This window comes from Rhodococcus sp. NPDC057135 (assembly GCF_042670865.1).
Classification (GTDB): Bacteria; Actinomycetota; Actinomycetes; order Mycobacteriales; family Mycobacteriaceae; genus Rhodococcus_F.
In genome coordinates this window covers 1-17991 of the sequence record NZ_JBHUUU010000024.1, presented here as the reverse complement: position 1 = coordinate 17991, position 17991 = coordinate 1, and the positions used below count along the sequence as shown (strand labels likewise).

The 17991-nt window shown below is 61.6% G+C and carries 18 protein-coding genes; all 18 read left to right on the top strand.

The genetic code is table 11. The features are described from left to right. The first annotated feature begins 123 nt into the window (after positions 1-123). The 18 genes from hypA (at position 124) to ACFT1A_RS29665 (ending at position 17904) form a co-directional block, all read left to right on the top strand. On the top strand, positions 124-453 hold the full coding sequence (gene hypA / locus ACFT1A_RS29750) for a hydrogenase maturation nickel metallochaperone HypA (RefSeq protein WP_283303994.1): 330 nt from the start codon (positions 124-126) through the stop codon (positions 451-453). 2 nt (positions 454-455) lie between these two features. Continuing rightward, entirely contained in the window at positions 456-1265 is an 810-nt protein-coding gene (gene hypB / locus ACFT1A_RS29745; protein ID WP_378449943.1) for a hydrogenase nickel incorporation protein HypB, read from the top strand. Between the two features lie 165 nt (positions 1266-1430). Then, on the top strand, positions 1431-2546 hold the full coding sequence (locus ACFT1A_RS29740) for a hydrogenase expression protein HypE (protein WP_378449942.1): 1116 nt from the start codon (positions 1431-1433) through the stop codon (positions 2544-2546). Positions 2547-2600: 54 nt separating this feature from the next. Then, a complete protein-coding gene (locus ACFT1A_RS29735; protein ID WP_378449941.1) occupies positions 2601-4394 on the top strand; it encodes a nickel-dependent hydrogenase large subunit in 1794 nt (597 codons plus the stop codon). A gap of 3 nt (positions 4395-4397) precedes the next feature. Then, on the top strand, positions 4398-5300 hold the full coding sequence (locus ACFT1A_RS29730) for a NifU family protein (RefSeq protein WP_378449940.1): 903 nt from the start codon (positions 4398-4400) through the stop codon (positions 5298-5300). Between the two features lie 19 nt (positions 5301-5319). Next, positions 5320-5940: a DUF5947 family protein gene (locus tag ACFT1A_RS29725; protein WP_378449939.1), complete on the top strand. Its 621-nt coding sequence runs from the start codon at positions 5320-5322 to the stop codon at positions 5938-5940. Then, entirely contained in the window at positions 5937-6575 is a 639-nt protein-coding gene (locus ACFT1A_RS29720) for a DUF6084 family protein (RefSeq protein ID WP_378449938.1), read from the top strand. Before ACFT1A_RS29725 ends, ACFT1A_RS29720 begins: the two co-directional genes overlap by 4 nt. After that, the gene (locus tag ACFT1A_RS29715) at positions 6572-7951 is read left to right on the top strand and encodes a hypothetical protein (RefSeq protein ID WP_378449937.1); all 1380 of its coding nucleotides are present in this window, start codon (positions 6572-6574) and stop codon (positions 7949-7951) included. Before ACFT1A_RS29720 ends, ACFT1A_RS29715 begins: the two co-directional genes overlap by 4 nt. 49 nt (positions 7952-8000) lie before the next feature. Then, positions 8001-8120 (top strand): DUF6893 family small protein, encoded by a 120-nt coding sequence (locus tag ACFT1A_RS29710; protein WP_374227973.1) that lies wholly within the window; start codon positions 8001-8003, stop codon positions 8118-8120. A 6-nt stretch (positions 8121-8126) separates the two neighbouring features. After that, a complete protein-coding gene (locus tag ACFT1A_RS29705) occupies positions 8127-8621 on the top strand; it encodes a hydrogenase maturation protease (RefSeq protein WP_378449936.1) in 495 nt (164 codons plus the stop codon). Positions 8622-8624: 3 nt separating this feature from the next. Then, entirely contained in the window at positions 8625-8912 is a 288-nt protein-coding gene (locus ACFT1A_RS29700) for a HypC/HybG/HupF family hydrogenase formation chaperone (protein WP_378449935.1), read from the top strand. Further along, positions 8909-11197: a carbamoyltransferase HypF gene (gene hypF, locus ACFT1A_RS29695; RefSeq protein WP_378449934.1), complete on the top strand. Its 2289-nt coding sequence runs from the start codon at positions 8909-8911 to the stop codon at positions 11195-11197. The genes ACFT1A_RS29700 and hypF overlap by 4 nt, the downstream gene beginning before the upstream one ends. A gap of 16 nt (positions 11198-11213) precedes the next feature. Then, a complete protein-coding gene (locus tag ACFT1A_RS29690; protein ID WP_030535597.1) occupies positions 11214-11513 on the top strand; it encodes a HypC/HybG/HupF family hydrogenase formation chaperone in 300 nt (99 codons plus the stop codon). Then, positions 11510-12622, top strand: a complete 1113-nt coding sequence (gene hypD, locus ACFT1A_RS29685) for a hydrogenase formation protein HypD (RefSeq protein WP_378449933.1) — start codon at positions 11510-11512, stop codon at positions 12620-12622. The genes ACFT1A_RS29690 and hypD overlap by 4 nt, the downstream gene beginning before the upstream one ends. Beyond that, positions 12612-13682 carry a hydrogenase expression/formation protein HypE gene (hypE, locus tag ACFT1A_RS29680; protein ID WP_378449932.1) on the top strand — a complete coding sequence of 357 codons (1071 nt, stop codon included), beginning with the start codon at positions 12612-12614 and terminating at the stop codon, positions 13680-13682. Before hypD ends, hypE begins: the two co-directional genes overlap by 11 nt. Next, the gene (locus ACFT1A_RS29675; RefSeq protein ID WP_378449931.1) at positions 13682-14419 is read left to right on the top strand and encodes a DUF6390 family protein; all 738 of its coding nucleotides are present in this window, start codon (positions 13682-13684) and stop codon (positions 14417-14419) included. Before hypE ends, ACFT1A_RS29675 begins: the two co-directional genes overlap by 1 nt. Before the next feature lie 313 nt (positions 14420-14732). Further along, positions 14733-16397 (top strand): alpha/beta hydrolase, encoded by a 1665-nt coding sequence (locus tag ACFT1A_RS29670; RefSeq protein ID WP_378449930.1) that lies wholly within the window; start codon positions 14733-14735, stop codon positions 16395-16397. Between the two features lie 103 nt (positions 16398-16500). Further along, a complete protein-coding gene (locus ACFT1A_RS29665; protein WP_378449929.1) occupies positions 16501-17904 on the top strand; it encodes a hypothetical protein in 1404 nt (467 codons plus the stop codon). Positions 17905-17991: the final 87 nt, after the last annotated feature.

Here is a 17991-nt window from a genome sequence, read left to right as displayed (position 1 = left end):
CACAGGCTGCGATCCGCAATTAGTTGCGGATCGCAGCCTGTTTTCGTGTACGGGTTACGTACAGCGACCGTTGGTGCTTATCGTGGAAGGGAGGTTTCCGGATCACGAATCGTGGGTTTCACCGTGCACGAGCTGTCTATTGCGCAGAGTGTGGTCGAAGCCGTGTGTGAGCGTGCCGGCGAGCGACGAGTATCGAGCGTGCGGCTTGAAGTAGGGCAACTCTGCGCGGTGGTTCCACACTCTCTGTTGTTCTGCTTCGACGTCGTCACCGCGGGTACTCACGCCGAAGGTGCCAGCTTGCACATCGATCAGATTGCAACCAGCGCGCGATGCAAAAGCTGCGGCGTGACGTTCTCGCCGCCCGACATGTTCTTGCTGTGTGAATGCGGCAGTGCTGATGTCGAGGTGCTTGCCGGCCGAGAGTTGCGGATCCTGTCGATGGAAGTGAGCTGAGCATGTGCGCGACGTGTGGGTGCGGGGACACCACAGGACCCCGGGTGTCGGTAGTCGCAGACGGCAAACACGAGCAGGAACAGGGTCATGGGCACGGTCACGGGCATGACCATGAGCATCACCATGAACACAGCCACCCCGACCACACTGTGATTCTCGAGCAGCAGGTGCTTGCCAAGAACGACGGCATTGCCCTGCACAATCGTGAGTGGATGCGGGCGCGCGGAATCACGGCGCTCAACATCATGAGTTCGCCCGGCGCGGGGAAGACGACGTTGCTGGCGCGAACGATCCGCGAACTCGAACGGCAACGACCTGTCGCAGTGATCGAAGGTGACCAGGAAACCCGCCTCGATGCCGAACGGATTCGCGAGACCGGCGCGTCGGTGGTCCAGGTGAACACCGGGGCGGGCTGTCACCTCGATGCCGAGATGATCGACCGCGCACTACGTGCCTTGGATCCCGCAGACGAGTCGCTGCTTCTGATCGAAAACGTCGGAAACCTGGTGTGCCCCGCGCTCTTCGACCTGGGCGAGGAAGGCAAGGTTGTCCTAATTTCGACACCGGAGGGGGATGACAAGCCGAAAAAGTACCCGCACATCTTTGCCGTCGCGGACCTGGTCGTGATCAACAAGATCGACTTGCTCCCATACGTCGAGTTCGACGTCGATGCCTGTGTTGCACAGGCGAAAATCCTCAATCCTGCTGTGCGCGTAGTTGTTTTGTCTGCAACGACAGGTGAGGGCATGAACGAGTGGTACGAGTGGATCGCTAGGCGTTCGGCGATTTCTCCGGTGGCCGTTGACAACTGATCTGCTCGGGTAGTTAATGAAATGAGTGGGTGCCACGCAAGTGGGCCGAGGTTCGACTCCGGTGGCGTCAGCGTTTCGGTGCCGCGGCAATTCGAGGCCATAGCGTGTCAGGCCAGTCGCGGCGCTGAGAGTCAAGGCGCAAGTGCACCCGTGAAAGCTGCTGACATGGACACACAAAAATCGACTGCTGGCACCACGGCGGAACCTGCCTCCGAAAGCGCAGCGACCTCCCGAAGCGCAGCGGCGAAAGCGGAAGAAACTTTGATCCACGTGCTGTGGATCAATGCCGGGCTCAGTTGCGACGGTGATTCGGTGGCGCTGACTGCCGCCACGCAACCCAGTATCGAGGAGATCGCGCTCGGTGCGTTGCCCGGCCTGCCTCAGGTAGCGGTTCATTGGCCGCTCATCGACTTCGAATGCGGACCGCAGGGTGGCGCTGACGATTTCCTGGAGTGGTTCTGGAAAGCCGACCGGGGAGAATTGGAACCCTTTGTTCTTGTTGTCGAAGGATCGATACCGAACGAGAAACTTCACGACGAAGGGTACTGGTGTGGTTTCGGGAACAATCGCGAAACCGGCCAACCGGTCACCACGAGCGAATGGCTCGACAAGCTGGCACCGAAAGCCACTGCGGTAGTTGCTGTCGGCACGTGTGCGACATACGGCGGAATACATGCGATGGCCGGCAATCCGACCGGTGCGATGGGTGTGCCGGACTATCTCGGGTGGACCTGGAAATCGAAGGCGGGCATCCCGATCGTGTGCGTTCCCGGGTGTCCCATTCAGCCGGACAACCTCTCCGAGACCCTGACCTATCTTCTGTACATGGCCACTGACCAGGCGCCGATGATTCCCTTGGACGAATCCCTGCGCCCGCAGTGGCTTTTCGGTGCCACCGTTCACGAGGGCTGTGACCGTGGCGGATACTACGAACAGGGCGAGTTCGCGACGGAGTACGGGTCACCGAAGTGCATCGTCAAACTCGGGTGTTGGGGACCGGTCGTGAAATGCAATGTCCCCAAACGCGGTTGGATCAACGGAGTTGGCGGGTGTCCCAACGTCGGCGGGATCTGCATCGGGTGCACGATGCCGGGGTTCCCCGACAAGTTCATGCCGTTCATGGATGAACCGCCCGGCGGCAAACTCTCCACCAATGCGGTGGGAATGTACGGGTCCGTGATTCACAGTCTGCGCCGGATCACCGGTCACACGTTGGACAAGGAACCGCACTGGCGCGAGCGCGGGTCGAAGTTGCTCACCGGAGCAACGCGTACGTGGTGACCGACCGGATACATTCAAATCAGTTCGTGAGCAACGTCTCTGGGAGGCACTGCAATGACGGCCATCGTTCCCGAACCCACCTCGACTGCGGACCGCGACGGTCTTGTCGAGATGGCGTGGGACCCCATCACCCGAATCGTCGGCAGTCTGGGCATCTACACCAAGATCGACTTCGCCAATCGCGAAGTGGTGGAGTGCCACAGCACGTCGTCGATTTTTCGTGGGTATTCCCTGTTCATGAAGGGGAAGGACCCGCGCGACGCGCATTTCATCACCAGTCGTATCTGCGGCATCTGCGGTGACAATCACGCCACGTGCTCGTGCTACGCACAGAACATGGCGTACGGCGTCAAGCCGCCGCATCTGGGCGAGTGGATCGTCAATCTCGGCGAGGCCGCCGAGTACATGTTCGACCACAACATCTTTCAAGAGAATCTGGTCGCAGTCGATTACTGCGAGAAGATGGTCTCCGAGACGAATCCCGGTGTGCTGGCGCAGGCGGAGAACACGCGCTGCCCGCACGAGGATCAGCATGGTTATCGCACGATCGCCGACATCATGCGGACCCTCAATCCGTTCACGGGTGAGTTCTATCGGGAGGCGCTGCAAGTCTCGCGTTCGACCCGTGAAATGTTCTGCCTGATGGAGGGTAGGCACGTCCACCCGTCGACGCTCTATCCCGGTGGCGTCGGCACGGTCGCAACGATCGAACTGATGACGGACTACATGTCGCGGCTGATGCGGTACGTCGAATTCATGAAGAAGGTCGTGCCCATGCACGACGACCTGTTCGACTTCTTCTACGAGGCGCTGCCTGGTTACGAAAAGGTAGGCCTGCGGCGGACCTTGTTGGGTTGTTGGGGTTCGTTCCAAGACCCCGAGTACTGCAATTTCTCGTACAAGGACATGACCGACTGGGGCCGGAAGATGTTTGTCACTCCCGGTGTTGTTGTCGACGGCAAGCTGGTCACAACAGATCTGGTGGACATCAACCTCGGTATCCGAATCATGCTGGGCTCCTCGTATTACGAGGACTGGAGTGATCAGGAGATGTTCGTCAAAACCGATCCGCTGGGTAACCCGGTCGATCGCAGGCACCCGTGGAATCAACACACCAATCCCCACCCGCAGAAGCGGAACCTCGAGGACAAGTACAGCTGGGTCATGTCACCGCGATGGTTCGACGGAAAAGACAATCTCGCTCTGGACACCGGCGGGGGAGCATTGGCTCGTCTGTGGAGCACCGCTCTTGCCGGCCTGGTCGACATCGGATACCTCGAGTCGACCGGGCACAGTGTGAAGATCAATCTTCCGAAAACAGCGTTGAAGGGTCCGGTCTCGCTGGAGTGGAACATTCCAGAACACGGCAGCAACACTCTCGAAAGGAACCGTGCGCGAACCTATTTCCAGGCGTACGCAGCGGCCGCTGCCCTTCATTTCGCCGAGAAGGCGCTTGTCGAGATCCGTGCCGGCCGCACCAAGACGTGGGAGTCGTTCGAGGTCCCGGACGAGGGTATCGGCTGCGGATTCACCGAAGCCGTCCGCGGAGTTCTCTCACATCACATGGTGATTCGTGACGGAAAGATCGCGAACTATCACCCGTACCCACCGACCCCGTGGAACGCGAGCCCGCGCGACAGCTACGGAACCCCCGGTCCGTACGAGGATGCCGTGCAGGGTCAGCCGATCTTCGAGGAGAACGATCGAGATCACTTCAAGGGCATCGACATCATGCGGACCGTGCGCAGTTTCGATCCCTGTCTGCCGTGCGGCGTCCACATGTACCTCGGCGGCGGTAAGACCCTGGAGAAGTTGCACTCGCCGACGCAGTCCGTGACCGGGGAGTGATCGATGGAACAATCGGCCGACTACTGGCGCGGAGCAGGTGAGCGTATCGAGACGTTGTTGCAGGCCAATGCCGGTGCAGGCCCGGTGGCCAAAGATCGCGCCGAGCAACTGGTGCGTGAGGTCGTGCAGTTGTACGGCGCAGCACTCGAACGCACCGTCGCGCTGGCGAATCCGGCCACGATGGATGCGATGGTTCGCGACGATCTGGTGTCCAGCCTGCTACTGGTGCACGGACTTCACCCGCACGACGTGGAGACCCGCGTCCGCACTGCGCTCGACAGCGTCCGTCCGTACCTCGGTTCGCACGGCGGCGACGTCGAACTGATCGAGGTGGCGGGCGGCGTGGTGCGACTACGGCTGCTCGGGAGCTGTAACAGCTGTCCTTCGTCCTCGGTCACCCTCGAAACCGCCGTTCAGGATGCGGTGCAGGCGGCGGCACCCGAGACCACCGGAATAGACGTCGAAACACCCGACCCGCACGAGGTGAAGTCGGGTGTGATCTCGGTCGAGTCCCTGTTCTCGCACGTACACGCCGACGGGGGAGGTGCGCACTGGGTGGAGGTCCCCGAATTCGCCGAAGTCGACGTGGGCGAGGTCGCGGGGTTCCGGGTATCGGGCACCGATCTGTTGGTCTGTCGCTCCGGTGACGATCTGTACGCGTATCGCGACCATTGCCCGGTGTGTGAGCACTCGATGGCGGGGGCTGTGCTCGAACGCATGATGGGCCGACCTGCCCGAGACGCCGCCGTCCTCACCTGTCCGACGTGCTCTGCCCATTTCAGTGTGTACGGAGCGGGAGCGCGGGTGGGCACCGGCTCCGAGCACCTGGCGCCTGTGCCGGTGTTGATTCGCGACGGGGTGCTCTCGGTCGCGCTTGCTGACGATTCAGCGATACCGGTGACCTAGCCGTGAACGCAGCCCGGTCATGAAAGTCACTGTGGGAGAGGTGCTCACACGAATCGCCTCGACGCGTGCCGTTCCGACCGGACCGCGGTGTGAGATGTGTGCGGCGGGCATAGGCGACGAACACCAACACGTCGTGGACGCACAGGTCCGGAGCCTGATGTGCGTGTGCCGTCCCTGCTATCTACTTTTTGCGCCGGTCGACGCGGACCTTCGATACAAGGCGGTTCCCGATCGGTATCTCGAATTTCCGAACTTCGACCTCGGACCTGGCCGGTGGGAGTCTCTGGAAATCCCCGTCGGCCTGGCATTCTTCTTTCGAAACTCACTCCTCGACAAGTACATAGTCTTCTACCCGGGGCCGGCCGGAGCTACCGAATCCGAGTTGCCCATCGACTCGTTCGAGACTGTGCTCGCGGAGAATCCGGGGCTTTCGCAGATGCGGGCCGACGTCGAGGCGTTGATCGTGTCGGTGCCCACGTCAGGACAATCGCCGAGATGCTTTGTTGTTCCCATCGACGCCTGTTACGAACTGGTGGGACGGTTGCGCACTGTGTGGCGCGGATTCGACGGTGGCCAGGATGCCGCACGCGCAGTGGACGAGTTCTTCGGGCGCGTCGAGGCGCGAAGCAGGTCGGCATGACTGTTCTCGACTTCTCGGTCGACGACGTGGAGGTGGAACCGTACGCGGTTACGCCGAATCTGACGGTGAGATTGAGGATGTCGGAATCCACCGGCGCGACCGTCCGTGCGGTGGCTCTGCGCGCGCAGGTTCGAATCGAACCGCACCGCCGGCCGTACTCAGACGCGGAAGGCGAAGGTCTGCGCGATCTCTTCGGTCCGCGGGAGCGTTGGTCGAGCACTCTGCGCACCTTCCTGTGGATGGAATGCTCCACGGTCGTTCAAGGATTCACCGGAACCACGGTCGCGGCCTTACCCATGGCGTGTACGTACGACTTCTCGGTGACGGCGTCGAAGTACCTGCACGCACTCGGTGACGGAACGATTCCGATCGTGGTTCTACTGAGCGGAACCGTATTCACCGACGGGCAGCGCGGTTTCTCGGTCCAGCAGATCCCGTGGGACAGATCTGCTGCCTACGAATTGCCGGTCGACGTGTGGAAACAGCTGATGGCCACGCATTATCCGGCCTCTGGTTGGGTACGCCTCGACCATGAGACGATTGCCGATCTCGTGCGATTCAAGGCAGCTCACGGCCTCACGGACCTCGATTCAGCCGTGCGGCAGTTGCTGACGGCGAGCCAGGTGCAGCGATGACCCGAACGGAGATGGATCACGACGTTCGGGCCGTGGCCGACGCTGTCCTGTACGAGGGATATCTTCTCTACCCTTACCGGGCCGGCTCGGCGAAGAATCAATCCCGTTGGCAGTTCGGGGTTCTCGGACCGCCAGGCGCCGCCGAGGTCGGAGTCGGCGAGGAACCGTCGATGTCCGCCCAATGCCTGCTCGGCGAATTCGAGGGGAGGGGCCCTGCTGCCGAACCCGTCGAAGTGACTGCGACTGTGAGATTTCTGCATCACCAGTCGCGGACGGTTGAACGACTCGGTGCCGGCGGCGCGTGGATCCCGGTCGATCGGTTGGTAGTCGACGAGCGCGAGTCGATCTCGTGGGACGAAGCCACCGAATCCGAGATCGTGTTGGGTCCGTGGGGTCTGGACGAGCTCGAGGCCGGCGTCGAAGAAACCTTCTGTGCGGCGGGGGTTGTCGACGGAGAGACTTTGTCGGACTCTCGGGGCAGGGTGGTCGGACGGATCGTTCGGACGCGGCTTCCGGTGAATGGCTTCTTGGCAGTGAGCGCCTCCGCCGGGGGCGGACGCACGGTGATTTCCGTGAAGATCATGAACGCCACGAGCGTCGACGCAAGGGACAAGGGCACGGCCACTGCGCAATCGATGCTCGGCACTCACGTCATTGTGCACTGCACAGGCTCGAGGTTCCTGTCGTTGTTCGAAGACGCAGATCACTCGGAGTCGCTGCGGCAAAATCGCTGTTATCCGGTGCTTGCGGGGACCGAGGACCCCTCTCACCCTGGTACGTCGCCCACCGTTCTGGTGTCACCGATCATCTTGTACGACTTTCCCGAGATTGCGCCGCAAAGCGAGGGATCTCTCTTCGATTCGACGGAGATCGACGAAATTCTCACCCTGAGAATCCTCGCCATGACCGACGAGGAAAAGGCGCGGGCGCGGGCAACCGACTCCAAAGCTGCCGACATCATCGACCGATGTGAGCGCTTGACGGACGATGATCTAGCCGGCCTGCACGGTGTGCTGCGAGATCCGCACGCCGGTTCTGATCTGATACCCGAGGTGCCTGACGGCGTGGACTGGTGGACCCCGGAAGCCGACACCAGTGTTCAACCACGCACCGACGCAGTTCTGATCAACGGCGTCCGCGTCTCTGGTGGAAGTACAGTTCGGCTTCACCCCTCACGTCGCGCCGATGCTCAGGACCTGTTCTTCGACGGCCGGATCGCCCACGTCGCCACCATTCATGAAGACGTGGACGGCGACATTCATGTTGGGGTGACACTCTTGGACGATCCGGCCGCCGATCTGCACAACTGGTACGGCCGCTACCTGTACTTCGCGCCGGACGAGATAGAGCCGATTCCGCGAGACAGCGCGAGTTGACGTACTTCAGAGCTATCGGACTTCACAGCTATCGAGAGGAGAACTCGCCATGAGGAACATGGGATTGCTGTCGACGGCACTTCTCGGCGCCACCGCGATCGCAGCCGCGGTCGTTCTGGTGGTGTCGATGCCGGACATCCAGCGTTATCTGCGAATGCGGAAGATGTAAAACGCTGTGCGCGTGCTGATTGCAGGTGTCGGAAACATATTTCTCGAAGACGACGGATTCGGCCCCGAAGTTGTTCGGGCGCTGCAGCATGAGATTCTCCCGTCGGGAGCTCGCTTGGTCGACTACGGGATTCGGGGCGTGCATCTGGCCTACGACTTGTTGGAGTCGTGGGACGCGCTGGTGCTGATCGACGCCTTACCGGTGACCGGAGTTCCGGGGAAGCTCGCGATCATCGAAGTGGACCCCGAAAGTGAAGGTCCGCAAGGAGGTTTCGACGCGCACTCGATGCATCCGAGTTCGGTGTTTGCCAGTCTGCAGGCCCTCGGCGGAACACTCCCGCGGACGTTCGTGGTGGGGGCACACGCGAAATCGACTGGCGACGGAATCGGATTGAGTGCAGAGATGCGTGATTCGGTCGGGCAAGCCGCCTCTGCGGTGATGGCACTCGTCCGGTCGATCGACGTGGATTGTGATGCCACCACATTGGGGCCGGAGGTGTGAGTCATGTGTCTGGGGATTCCGGGACGGGTACGCGAACTACTGGACGGATACGGCGGTCAACTCGCCCTCGTCGACGTGGAAGGTGCACCACGCAAGGTCAACATCGGAATGCTCGACGAAGGCGCCGTCACGGCAGGTGACTGGGTGGTGATCCACATGGGCTTTGCAGTCGAGAAGGTCGACGAGCAGGGAGCACGCCGCGCTCGGGCCGGCCTCGAACTGATGGGCCGTGGTGATCATGACGGTGAGATCGACGACTCCGATACTCGTACGGGCGAGGTCGGGACATGATGATCGCCTGCCGTGTCATCGTTCGCGGCGTAGTCCAGGGGGTGGGATTCCGGCCGTTCGTCCATGCGACCGCCACCGAGCTGGGACTCTCGGGTTCGGTAGGAAATTCTGCGCTCGGTGTCGTGATCGACGTCGAAGGCGACGGAGAGGCAATCGACGCATTTGTCGCTCAGGTGCGAAACCGCCCCCCACCGCTCGCCCGGGTGGAGTCGGTAGAGCGCGAGGACTCGCGGCCGGTAGGTCGTCAGGGGTTTTGCATAATCGAGACGGATGCAGGGTCGGTCGGGCGAACCTTGGCGCCGGCCGACGTCGGGATCTGCAACGACTGTCTCCGCGAACTGACCGATCCGAGCGATCGGCGATTTCGTCATCCCTTCATCACCTGTACCAATTGTGGTCCACGATTCACGATCATCGAGTCGCTGCCCTACGACCGGGCCGCCACGACGATGAAACGGTTCCCGTTGTGCGCGACCTGTGCGGCGGAGTACGTGGATCCCTCGGACCGGCGGTTTCACGCGCAACCGATTGCCTGCCCGGAGTGCGGTCCGACGCTCTCATTCGTGGAACGGGGCACGGACGAGGTGAGCGGCGAGGCCGCACTGCTACGAGCCCGATCGCTACTACGAGACGGGAAGATTCTTGCTGTCAAGGGGATTGGAGGGTTCCACCTGGCCTGCGATGCCCACGATGATCGCGTGGTCAACGAATTGCGTGAACGCAAGCATCGAGCAAGCAAGCCGCTGGCGGTGATGGTGCGAGATGTGCGAGAAGCCGGAGAGCTGGGTGCGGTCGGGGATGCCGAGTCCGATGCCATGTCCTCGCGCGAGCGTCCGATAGTGCTGGTTGCCAAAGCGTCTGGCTATGCGCTTTCGCCCTCGGTTGCGCCCGGCATTCCGGATATCGGAATCATGCTGGCCTACAACCCGATTCAGCACCTTCTTCTGGGTTTGGCCGGAGATGCTGCGGGCCCGGCGGTGTTGGTCATGACATCGGCGAACATCGGTGGAGAGCCGATTCTGTACTCCGACAACGATCTCGATCGATTGGGCGAGTTGGCCGACGGGGTATTGACGCACAACCGTCCGATCTTGATGCCGTGTGACGACTCGGTGATGCGAATAGTGGACAGCCGACGACAGTTGCTTCGTCGCTCGCGCGGATATGCTCCGCTGCCCGTCACCGCGCCGTTCGACGTACCGCCTACCTTGGCGGTCGGGGCCGACCTGAAGAACACCTTCTGTCTTGCAGAGGGCGGATATGTGTGGCCGAGTCAGCACATCGGAGACATGGGCGACCTTGCTGTTATCGACAGTTTTGCTGCGTCGGAGAGTCACTTCGAATCGATCACGGGAGTAGCGCCGCACCAGATTGCCTGTGACGAGCATCCGCGGTATCACTCGTCCTCGTGGGCTCGCAGTCGTAGTGGTGACCGACCGGTGCGCGTCGTCGGGCATCACCACGCACATGTGGCTGCCGTGATGGGGGAGAACGGCCGGGACGGGAGCGAACCAGTTCTCGGAATAGCGTTCGACGGCACCGGTTACGGGGCGGACGGCGCAGTGTGGGGAGGGGAACTACTGCTGGCGACGTACAAGGGTTATCGTCGTCTCGCGCATCTGGGATACGTACCGCTCCCCGGTGGCGATGCCGGAGTGGAACGGCCGTACCGAATGGCGCTCGCCCACCTGTGGCATGCGGGGTTGGACTGGGAATCCGACCTCGCGCCCGTGGCAGCCTGTCCGCCCCGAGAGCAGGCGGTCCTACTTCATCAGTTGGAGACGGGTTTCGGGTGTGTGGACACCTCCAGCATGGGGCGGTTGTTCGACGCAGTCTCCTCACTGACCGGGGTCCGGCAGCGGGTCGACTACGAAGCGCAGGCTGCCATCGAGTTGGAGGGGGTTTCCAGGGGAGTCGACAGCGCCGGTTCGCGGTACACCTTCGACGAGGTGCAGTCGGACGACGATTCGTGGACTGCAGATCCGCGGTCGGTCATTCGGGCTGTTGCCCGCGATCTCCGGGAGAAGGTGCCCGCCGAAGTGATCGGCGCCCGTTTTCACGAATCCGTAGCGCACCTGGTGCTCGAGTGGGCAATTCGTGGTCGGGAATTGGCGGGAGTGGACGAGGTAGTACTCACCGGAGGTGTCTTCCAGAACCCTCTCCTGCTCGTTCGGGCGTGTGCTCTGCTCGGAGCCGCTGGATTCATGCCGCTGACAGGACTGGAGTTGCCACCGAACGACGGCGGTCTCGCCTACGGCCAAGTGCTGGTCGGGAGTTCGTCATGAGGTCAGGAGTTGTGCCATGTGCCTAGCCGTACCGGGACGTATCGAGTCCCTGGAGGAACGCGACGGAACGACGATGTCGGTGGTGAACTTCGGTGGCGTCCGAAAAGAAGTGTGCCTCGAGTACATTCCGGGCGCCCAAGTCGGCGAGTACGTCGTGGTGCACGTCGGATTTGCCATCCAGCGACTCGACGAGGAATCCGCTCGCAGCACGCTGGCGGAATTCGAGCACCTCGGTGTACTCGAAGAGGAATTCGGTGACGGGTTCGAAAGGGCTGCCCGGGCCGCGGGGATCGAACCGAAGGAGAAAGAATCATGAAGTATCTGGACGAGTTCTCCGATCCGGAACTGGCCGGCAAACTGCTGGATCAGATCCGCGCACTGGCCACACGGCGATGGGCGATCATGGAAGTGTGTGGTGGTCAGACACATTCGATCATCAGACACGGCATCGATCAACTACTTCCGCAACAGATCGAGATGATCCACGGACCCGGATGCCCGGTCTGCGTCACCCCGCTCGAGATCATCGACAAAGCTCTCGAAATCGCGGCAAGACCCGATGTCATTTTCTGCTCCTTCGGGGACATGTTGCGAGTTCCGGGGAGTTCGTCGGATCTGTTCCGGATCAAGAGCGCCGGCGGCGACGTGCGGGTGGTGTACTCACCGTTGGATGCACTGACTATTGCCAAGGAGAATCCGGACCGGCAAGTGGTGTTCTTCGGGATCGGGTTCGAGACCACCGCGCCGGCCAACGCCATGACCGTCTATCAGGCCAATCGCCTGGGTATCGAGAACTTCTCGCTACTCGTCTCGCATGTTCTGGTCCCGCCGGCGATGGCCGCGATTATGGACTCGCCAGAGTGCCGCGTGCAGGCATTTCTGGCGGCCGGGCATGTGTGCAGTGTGATGGGAACGTCGGAGTACCCGGCGCTGGCCGAGAAGTACAAGGTCCCGATCGTCGTCACCGGATTCGAGCCACTGGATCTGCTGGAGGGCATCAGAAAGACGGTGCTGCAGTTGGAATCGGGTCGATACGAGGTCGAAAATGCCTACGCCCGTGCCGTCACCGCCGAGGGCAACACCGCAGCGAAGGCGATGCTCGATGACGTGTTCGCGGTGTCGGATCGGACATGGCGCGGCATCGGATCGATCCCGGACAGCGGTTGGCAGTTGGCACCGAAGTATGCGTATTTTGATGCCGAAGAGCGTTTTTCGGTGACCGATATCCATACTGACGAGTCGAGCGTCTGCCGTTCCGGAGAAGTGTTGCAAGGTCTGATCAAGCCACACGAGTGCAGTGCCTTCGGGAAGGAATGCACTCCGCGGAATCCACTCGGTGCCACGATGGTGTCGTCCGAGGGGGCGTGCGCTGCGTACTACCTGTACCGGCGCCTGGAACTTCAGGAGGCGGGTCATGCCGGCTGAGGAGACCGCGGTCGTGGATTTGTCGGCGTGGGTCTGCCCACTGCCGCTGCGTGATTCGCCGAACATCGTCATGGGGCACGGTGGTGGGGGAGCGATGTCCGCCGAGCTCATCGAGCATCTGTTCCTGCCCTCGTTCGGAAGCGCTTCCGATGCAGAACTCGGTGACTCGGCCGTATTCGACGTCGGCGGGGTGCGGCTCGCCTTCTCGACCGACTCGTACGTCGTGAAACCCATGGTGTTTCCCGGTGGAACGATCGGTGACCTTGCTGTCAACGGAACGGTGAACGACCTGGCGATGGCGGGAGCGCAGCCATTGGTGATGTCGACGGCATTCATCCTCGAGGAAGGGACGGCGCTGACCGACATCGCGGGAATCGCGAAGGCACTCGGGCAGGCCGCGCACGTTGCCGGCGTCCGACTGGTGACAGGTGATACCAAGGTTGTCGATGCCGGTCACGGCGACGGAGTCTTCATCAACACCGCGGGAATCGGGATTGTCGCCGATGGTGTGGACATCAATCCCACCCGCGCACAAGAAGGTGACGTCGTGATGGTCAGCGGCGACATCGGCGTTCACGGAGTGGCCGTGATGAGTTGTCGCGAAGGTCTCGAATTCGGGACCGAGGTGCGCAGTGATTGCGCTTCCTTGAACGGCGTGGTCGCCGACATGATTGCCACCGGCGTCGACATCCATGTCTTGCGCGACCCTACCCGGGGCGGAGTTGCCGCGACCCTCAACGAGATCGCTCAGGCGTCGAACATCGGGATTGCGCTGGTAGAGCGAGATCTGCCGATTCCCGCTGATGTGCGCGATGCCTGTGGGCTACTCGGCTTGGATCCGTTGTACGTCGCAAACGAGGGCAAGTTGATCGCTTTTGTTCCACGCGAAGATGCCGACCGAGTTCTGGAAGCGATGCGCGCCAATCCCCTGAGTGTGGGAGCTGCCGTGATCGGAGAGTGCGTGGCCGAACATCGCGGAATGGTGGTGGCGCGAACAGCATTGGGAGGCAATCGGGTAGTGGATTTGCCGGCGGGTGAACAACTTCCGCGGATCTGCTGATGACTGCCGTCGGTATGGACGGGCCGGTGTTGTTCGCTCGTTACGCGTATCCGCCGAACGAGTTGGGTTACTGCGGACCCGACGATCCTTCGGTGCTGCTTCGACAGGCCCACGGCATCTCGGCGAGTGGCGACCGTGACCGCGCTCGTCAATTCGACGGTGCGTGGCCGTACCTCGAGGCATTGGCCGTAAGTGCGGGCATCGACGACCCCCTGGATTCGCGAGTGATCGAAGCTTATTGGGTGGGAGGTGATCTCCTCGACTCTCTCGATTCGGGGAAGTTGTTGCAGCACCTGAGAACAGCCTTCGGTGAACGCGAGAACACCGGGTTCCTCCCCGTCCTCGGGGATCGGGACCGCGCGCTCGCTCACCACAGCTTTCACGTACTTCTGGTGTATCCGTGGGTCAAACTGCTTCGGAAGCGCGGTGAGGTCCCACTGTCGGTCCTCCAGAATTGCCGGATCAGATGGGGAGTGGTCGAGGACGTCGGCGAGGAGCACGCGTTGGTGATTTCCTCCCCGCTCGAGTTCGACGGTGAGAAACTCGCACGCGGCACGCCGGTAACGCAGCGAGTGCGATGGCGCGTAGACGGCCGCTCACTCGCGGCGACGCCCGTCCAGGGCGCCGTGGTGACGATGCACTGGGATTGGCTGTGCGACAACATCACTGCAGAGCAGTCTCTTGCCTTGGATGCGGCCGAAGACTCGGCATTGCAGATCGCGAACCAGCTGATGTAGACCGATATGTGATTGTGAGTCCCATCGTGGCTACGTTCCCTAGGGGTCGACTTCTGTGCGCCCGCGATCGACGTTTTGATCGTTTCGAACTCCCATTCGAGAGCCCCACCGACTTCAAGTAGTCGGTGGGGCGCGACGCAATGGCAAGCACTGTTTCGAGTTCTGCGAAACGGCGTCGAGCAGCGCAGGCTCATAGCTCTCGATTGAGCCCGGACCCGCGGAATAGCGAACAATTCCCGTCGACGTCGTTCGCGCCTCATTCGAAAGGGATGAGAGGCTCATTCCATCTTCCTGGCGCGCTTACGATTCCGGCATGAAACGTGTGTGGGAAGGTGTGCGGCGCTATGGCAAGACGTTGCACTCGGTCGGGCTGTCTGTCGGTCTGGTGTTTTTCGTCCTCTCGATGAGCCCGTCCCTCTTACCGCGCGCGTGGTACCTGCAGGGCGTGGCAACCGGTATTTCCGTCGCCACGGGGTACGGCATCGGTGTGAGCGTGGCGTGGATGATCCGCAAATGCGGAGTCGAACCGACATGGTCGGATCGGATCAAGAGAATTGGTTGGGCCGTACTCGCCGTTCTGGCAGTGATATCGGTACCTCTCTTTCTGATCTTGGGTTCGTGGTGGCAGCAGATCGTCCGTGATCTGGTCGAGGCACCTCGCGTCAACCGGGCGAACTATCTTCTGGTGCTGCTGATTTCGATAGCGGTGTGGTTGATCTTGCTCGAGGCGGTTCGCGGTCTGCGGTATCTCACCAGAAGTCTCGCTGCTGTTGCTCTGCGGTTTGTTCCCAAGGAAGCGGCGAAAGTCGCAAGTTTGGTCGTCGTCTTCGCGTTGGCGATCTTCGTCGTCAACGGCGCCCTCTACAACGGGCTCATCGCGTTCGCGAACTGGAGTTTTTCCGGCGCGGACAACGACACACCGGATGGTATCGACCAGCCTTTGATCGCCGAACGCAGTGGTTCGCCGATGTCTGCCGAGGCATGGGATTCACTGGGCAAGGAAGGACGTACCTTCATGGGTAGCGGGCCGTCTGCGGACAAGATTGCCGCGGTGACCGGCCGAGACGCGAAGCAACCCATCCGCGTGTACGCCGGCCGCGAGTCGTCCGATTCCGTCGACGGCGTCGCACAGCGGGTCGTCGACGAACTCGAGCGCACCGGCGGCTTCGACCGTGCCGTCCTGGCAGTGGTGACCACCACCGGCCGCGGCTGGGTCAACGACGACGTGGCGTCCGCTTTCGAATACGTCCAAGGCGGCGACACCGCCATCGCGGCGATGCAGTACTCGTTCCTTCCCAGCCCTTTGGCATTCATCGCCGACCGCGAAACCCCGATGGCCGCAGGCCGGGCGCTGTTCAACTCTGTCTACGCGAAGTGGATCGATCTGCCGCTCGACAAGCGCCCCAAGCTTGTCGTTTTCGGCGAGAGCCTCGGATCGTACGGGGGACAGGCCGCGTTCGCGGGAGCACAGGACATGGCGACACGTGTGGATGGGGCGTTGTGGTCGGGCACTCCGAACTTCACCGCTCAATGGCAGGAGATCACGGGCAGTCGTGACTCCGGCTCACAGGAAGCCGTGCCGGTGATCGACGACGGGCAGTCGATCCGTTTCGCTGCCTATCCGGAGGATCTCGAACTGGATGCGCCGTGGAACGACTCTCGCGTCGTGTACTGGCAGCATGCCAGCGACCCGATCGTCTGGTGGTCCTTCGACCTGCTTCTGAACAAACCGGACTGGCTTGCCGAGCCTCTCGGCCGTGATGTCGATCCGGGAATGACGTGGATACCGTTCGTGACGTTCTGGCAGGTGACACTCGACATGGTCTTCTCGGCTGACGTCCCGCCTGGTCATGGACACAACTACGGTGCCGAGGCAGCGGACATGTGGGCGCAGATCCTGCACCCCGAGAACTGGTCTCAGTCGGACACCGACGCGATTCGCGACGCCTTGACGAACAACTTTCAACCCACCAAGTAGTAGTGCGGAGTACGGACCTCGTGACGGACTCTCGTCGTTGGACCGGGAGTACTCGCTATTGATCGTTCTATCACTGTTTGTCAGCTATCTAACAAGGAGCGCGATGCATTCATCAAGAACACTCGTAGCTGCGGTGGCGCTGAGCGCGATGACTGTATTTGCCGGGGCTGGGTCCGCGGTTGCCGCGCCGGCATTCGGATCTGTCGATTTCGGTTCGTCGAGCGGATCCGGATCCGAATCGGGTTCTGCCGCTTTTGGATCCGGCGGACCGGACGTCGAGCATCCGGTGTCAACCTGCTTCTGGTCCGTGCCGATCAATCCCGAGCGCGCGGACCCCCAGCTCAATTACGCATTTCCTGACACCGCGGCGATCTATTGGGCGGCGCAGTTCACAATCCCCGAGGATGCCGAGTTGGTTATCCGAGGGCAGTATGCGCATGCGCGCTATCAGTCGTTGAACTCGTACAACGCAGCAACCGCTATGCCGACCGCCGTCCTCAATGACATTTCGACTGCTCCGGACGCAGGCTCGCGCAATACCTATCTTCCCGGTGCCGATCGAGCGAACGAAGGTGCCAGGTCGTACACGGCTTCCGTCCTCAACGAGGCCTCGCCTGCTGAGCCGAAACCCAACACCTTGTATGCCGGTGTGCCAGGTCAGGACCGGATAAGCCTGCTTTATCGCATCTACCTGCCGGACAACGGGCGTGATCTCACCGGCGGCGTAGGACTGCCTGAGCCAGAGCTGCACCTTCCCGGTGGTCAGGTGCTGCGGGGGCAGGATCTGTGTTCAGCGGTCGGTGCGGACAACGGAATCTTGAAGCCGGCTTCGCTGCCGTTGGACACGTACAAGGCATTGCGTGACCAACCGGGCAAGCCTGCGACATTCCCTTCCGAGCAGGCACCAGTCTGGCGGGCGTACTACAGCGCCGAGTTCACGCTCGGCTGTACCTATCTCGGCAAATGCGTTGGCACACCTCAGCGGGTGGGCGGGCAGTACTCCAACATCGACAACAGCTACGTCACAGCCGAAGTCAACCGTGGGTTCGGCGATGTTTTAGTACTTCGGGGAGAGTTGCCGAGGACTCCGAAGACGACAACCGGCGCAAAGAACCTCGACAGCGCAGTCGACATGCGGTTCTGGTCGATGTGCAGCAATGAATCGCTGGCGACGACGAAGGTAGCGACGTGTCTGTTCGACGAGCAGATGGCCACTGATGCGGAGGGTCGCTACACGATTGTCGCGTCGCTGCCTGAAGACCGACCCGCAAACGCTACGAAGGAATGTGGGGTGTCCTGGCTTTCGCTCTCGCCGGCCGGTGATGGTGCAGGGCATCTCGACGATTCCCTCTTGATCATGCGGAACATGTTGCCGGCCAAAGACTTCAGTCACGCCGCGCACGATACCAAGACGCCCGGCGACGAGAAGGCCGTGATGGGACAGTATTTGCCGGACGGGCAATATACGTCCAAGCTCGCGTTCGAGGAGAGTGGCTGCGCGAAGTAGGCCGACTGAGTCTACGAGTGAGTTCAGCACCTGAGATTGTGTCTGGGTATTCCTCATTTACGGTATCGGCCGCGCTCGGTTGCGAGC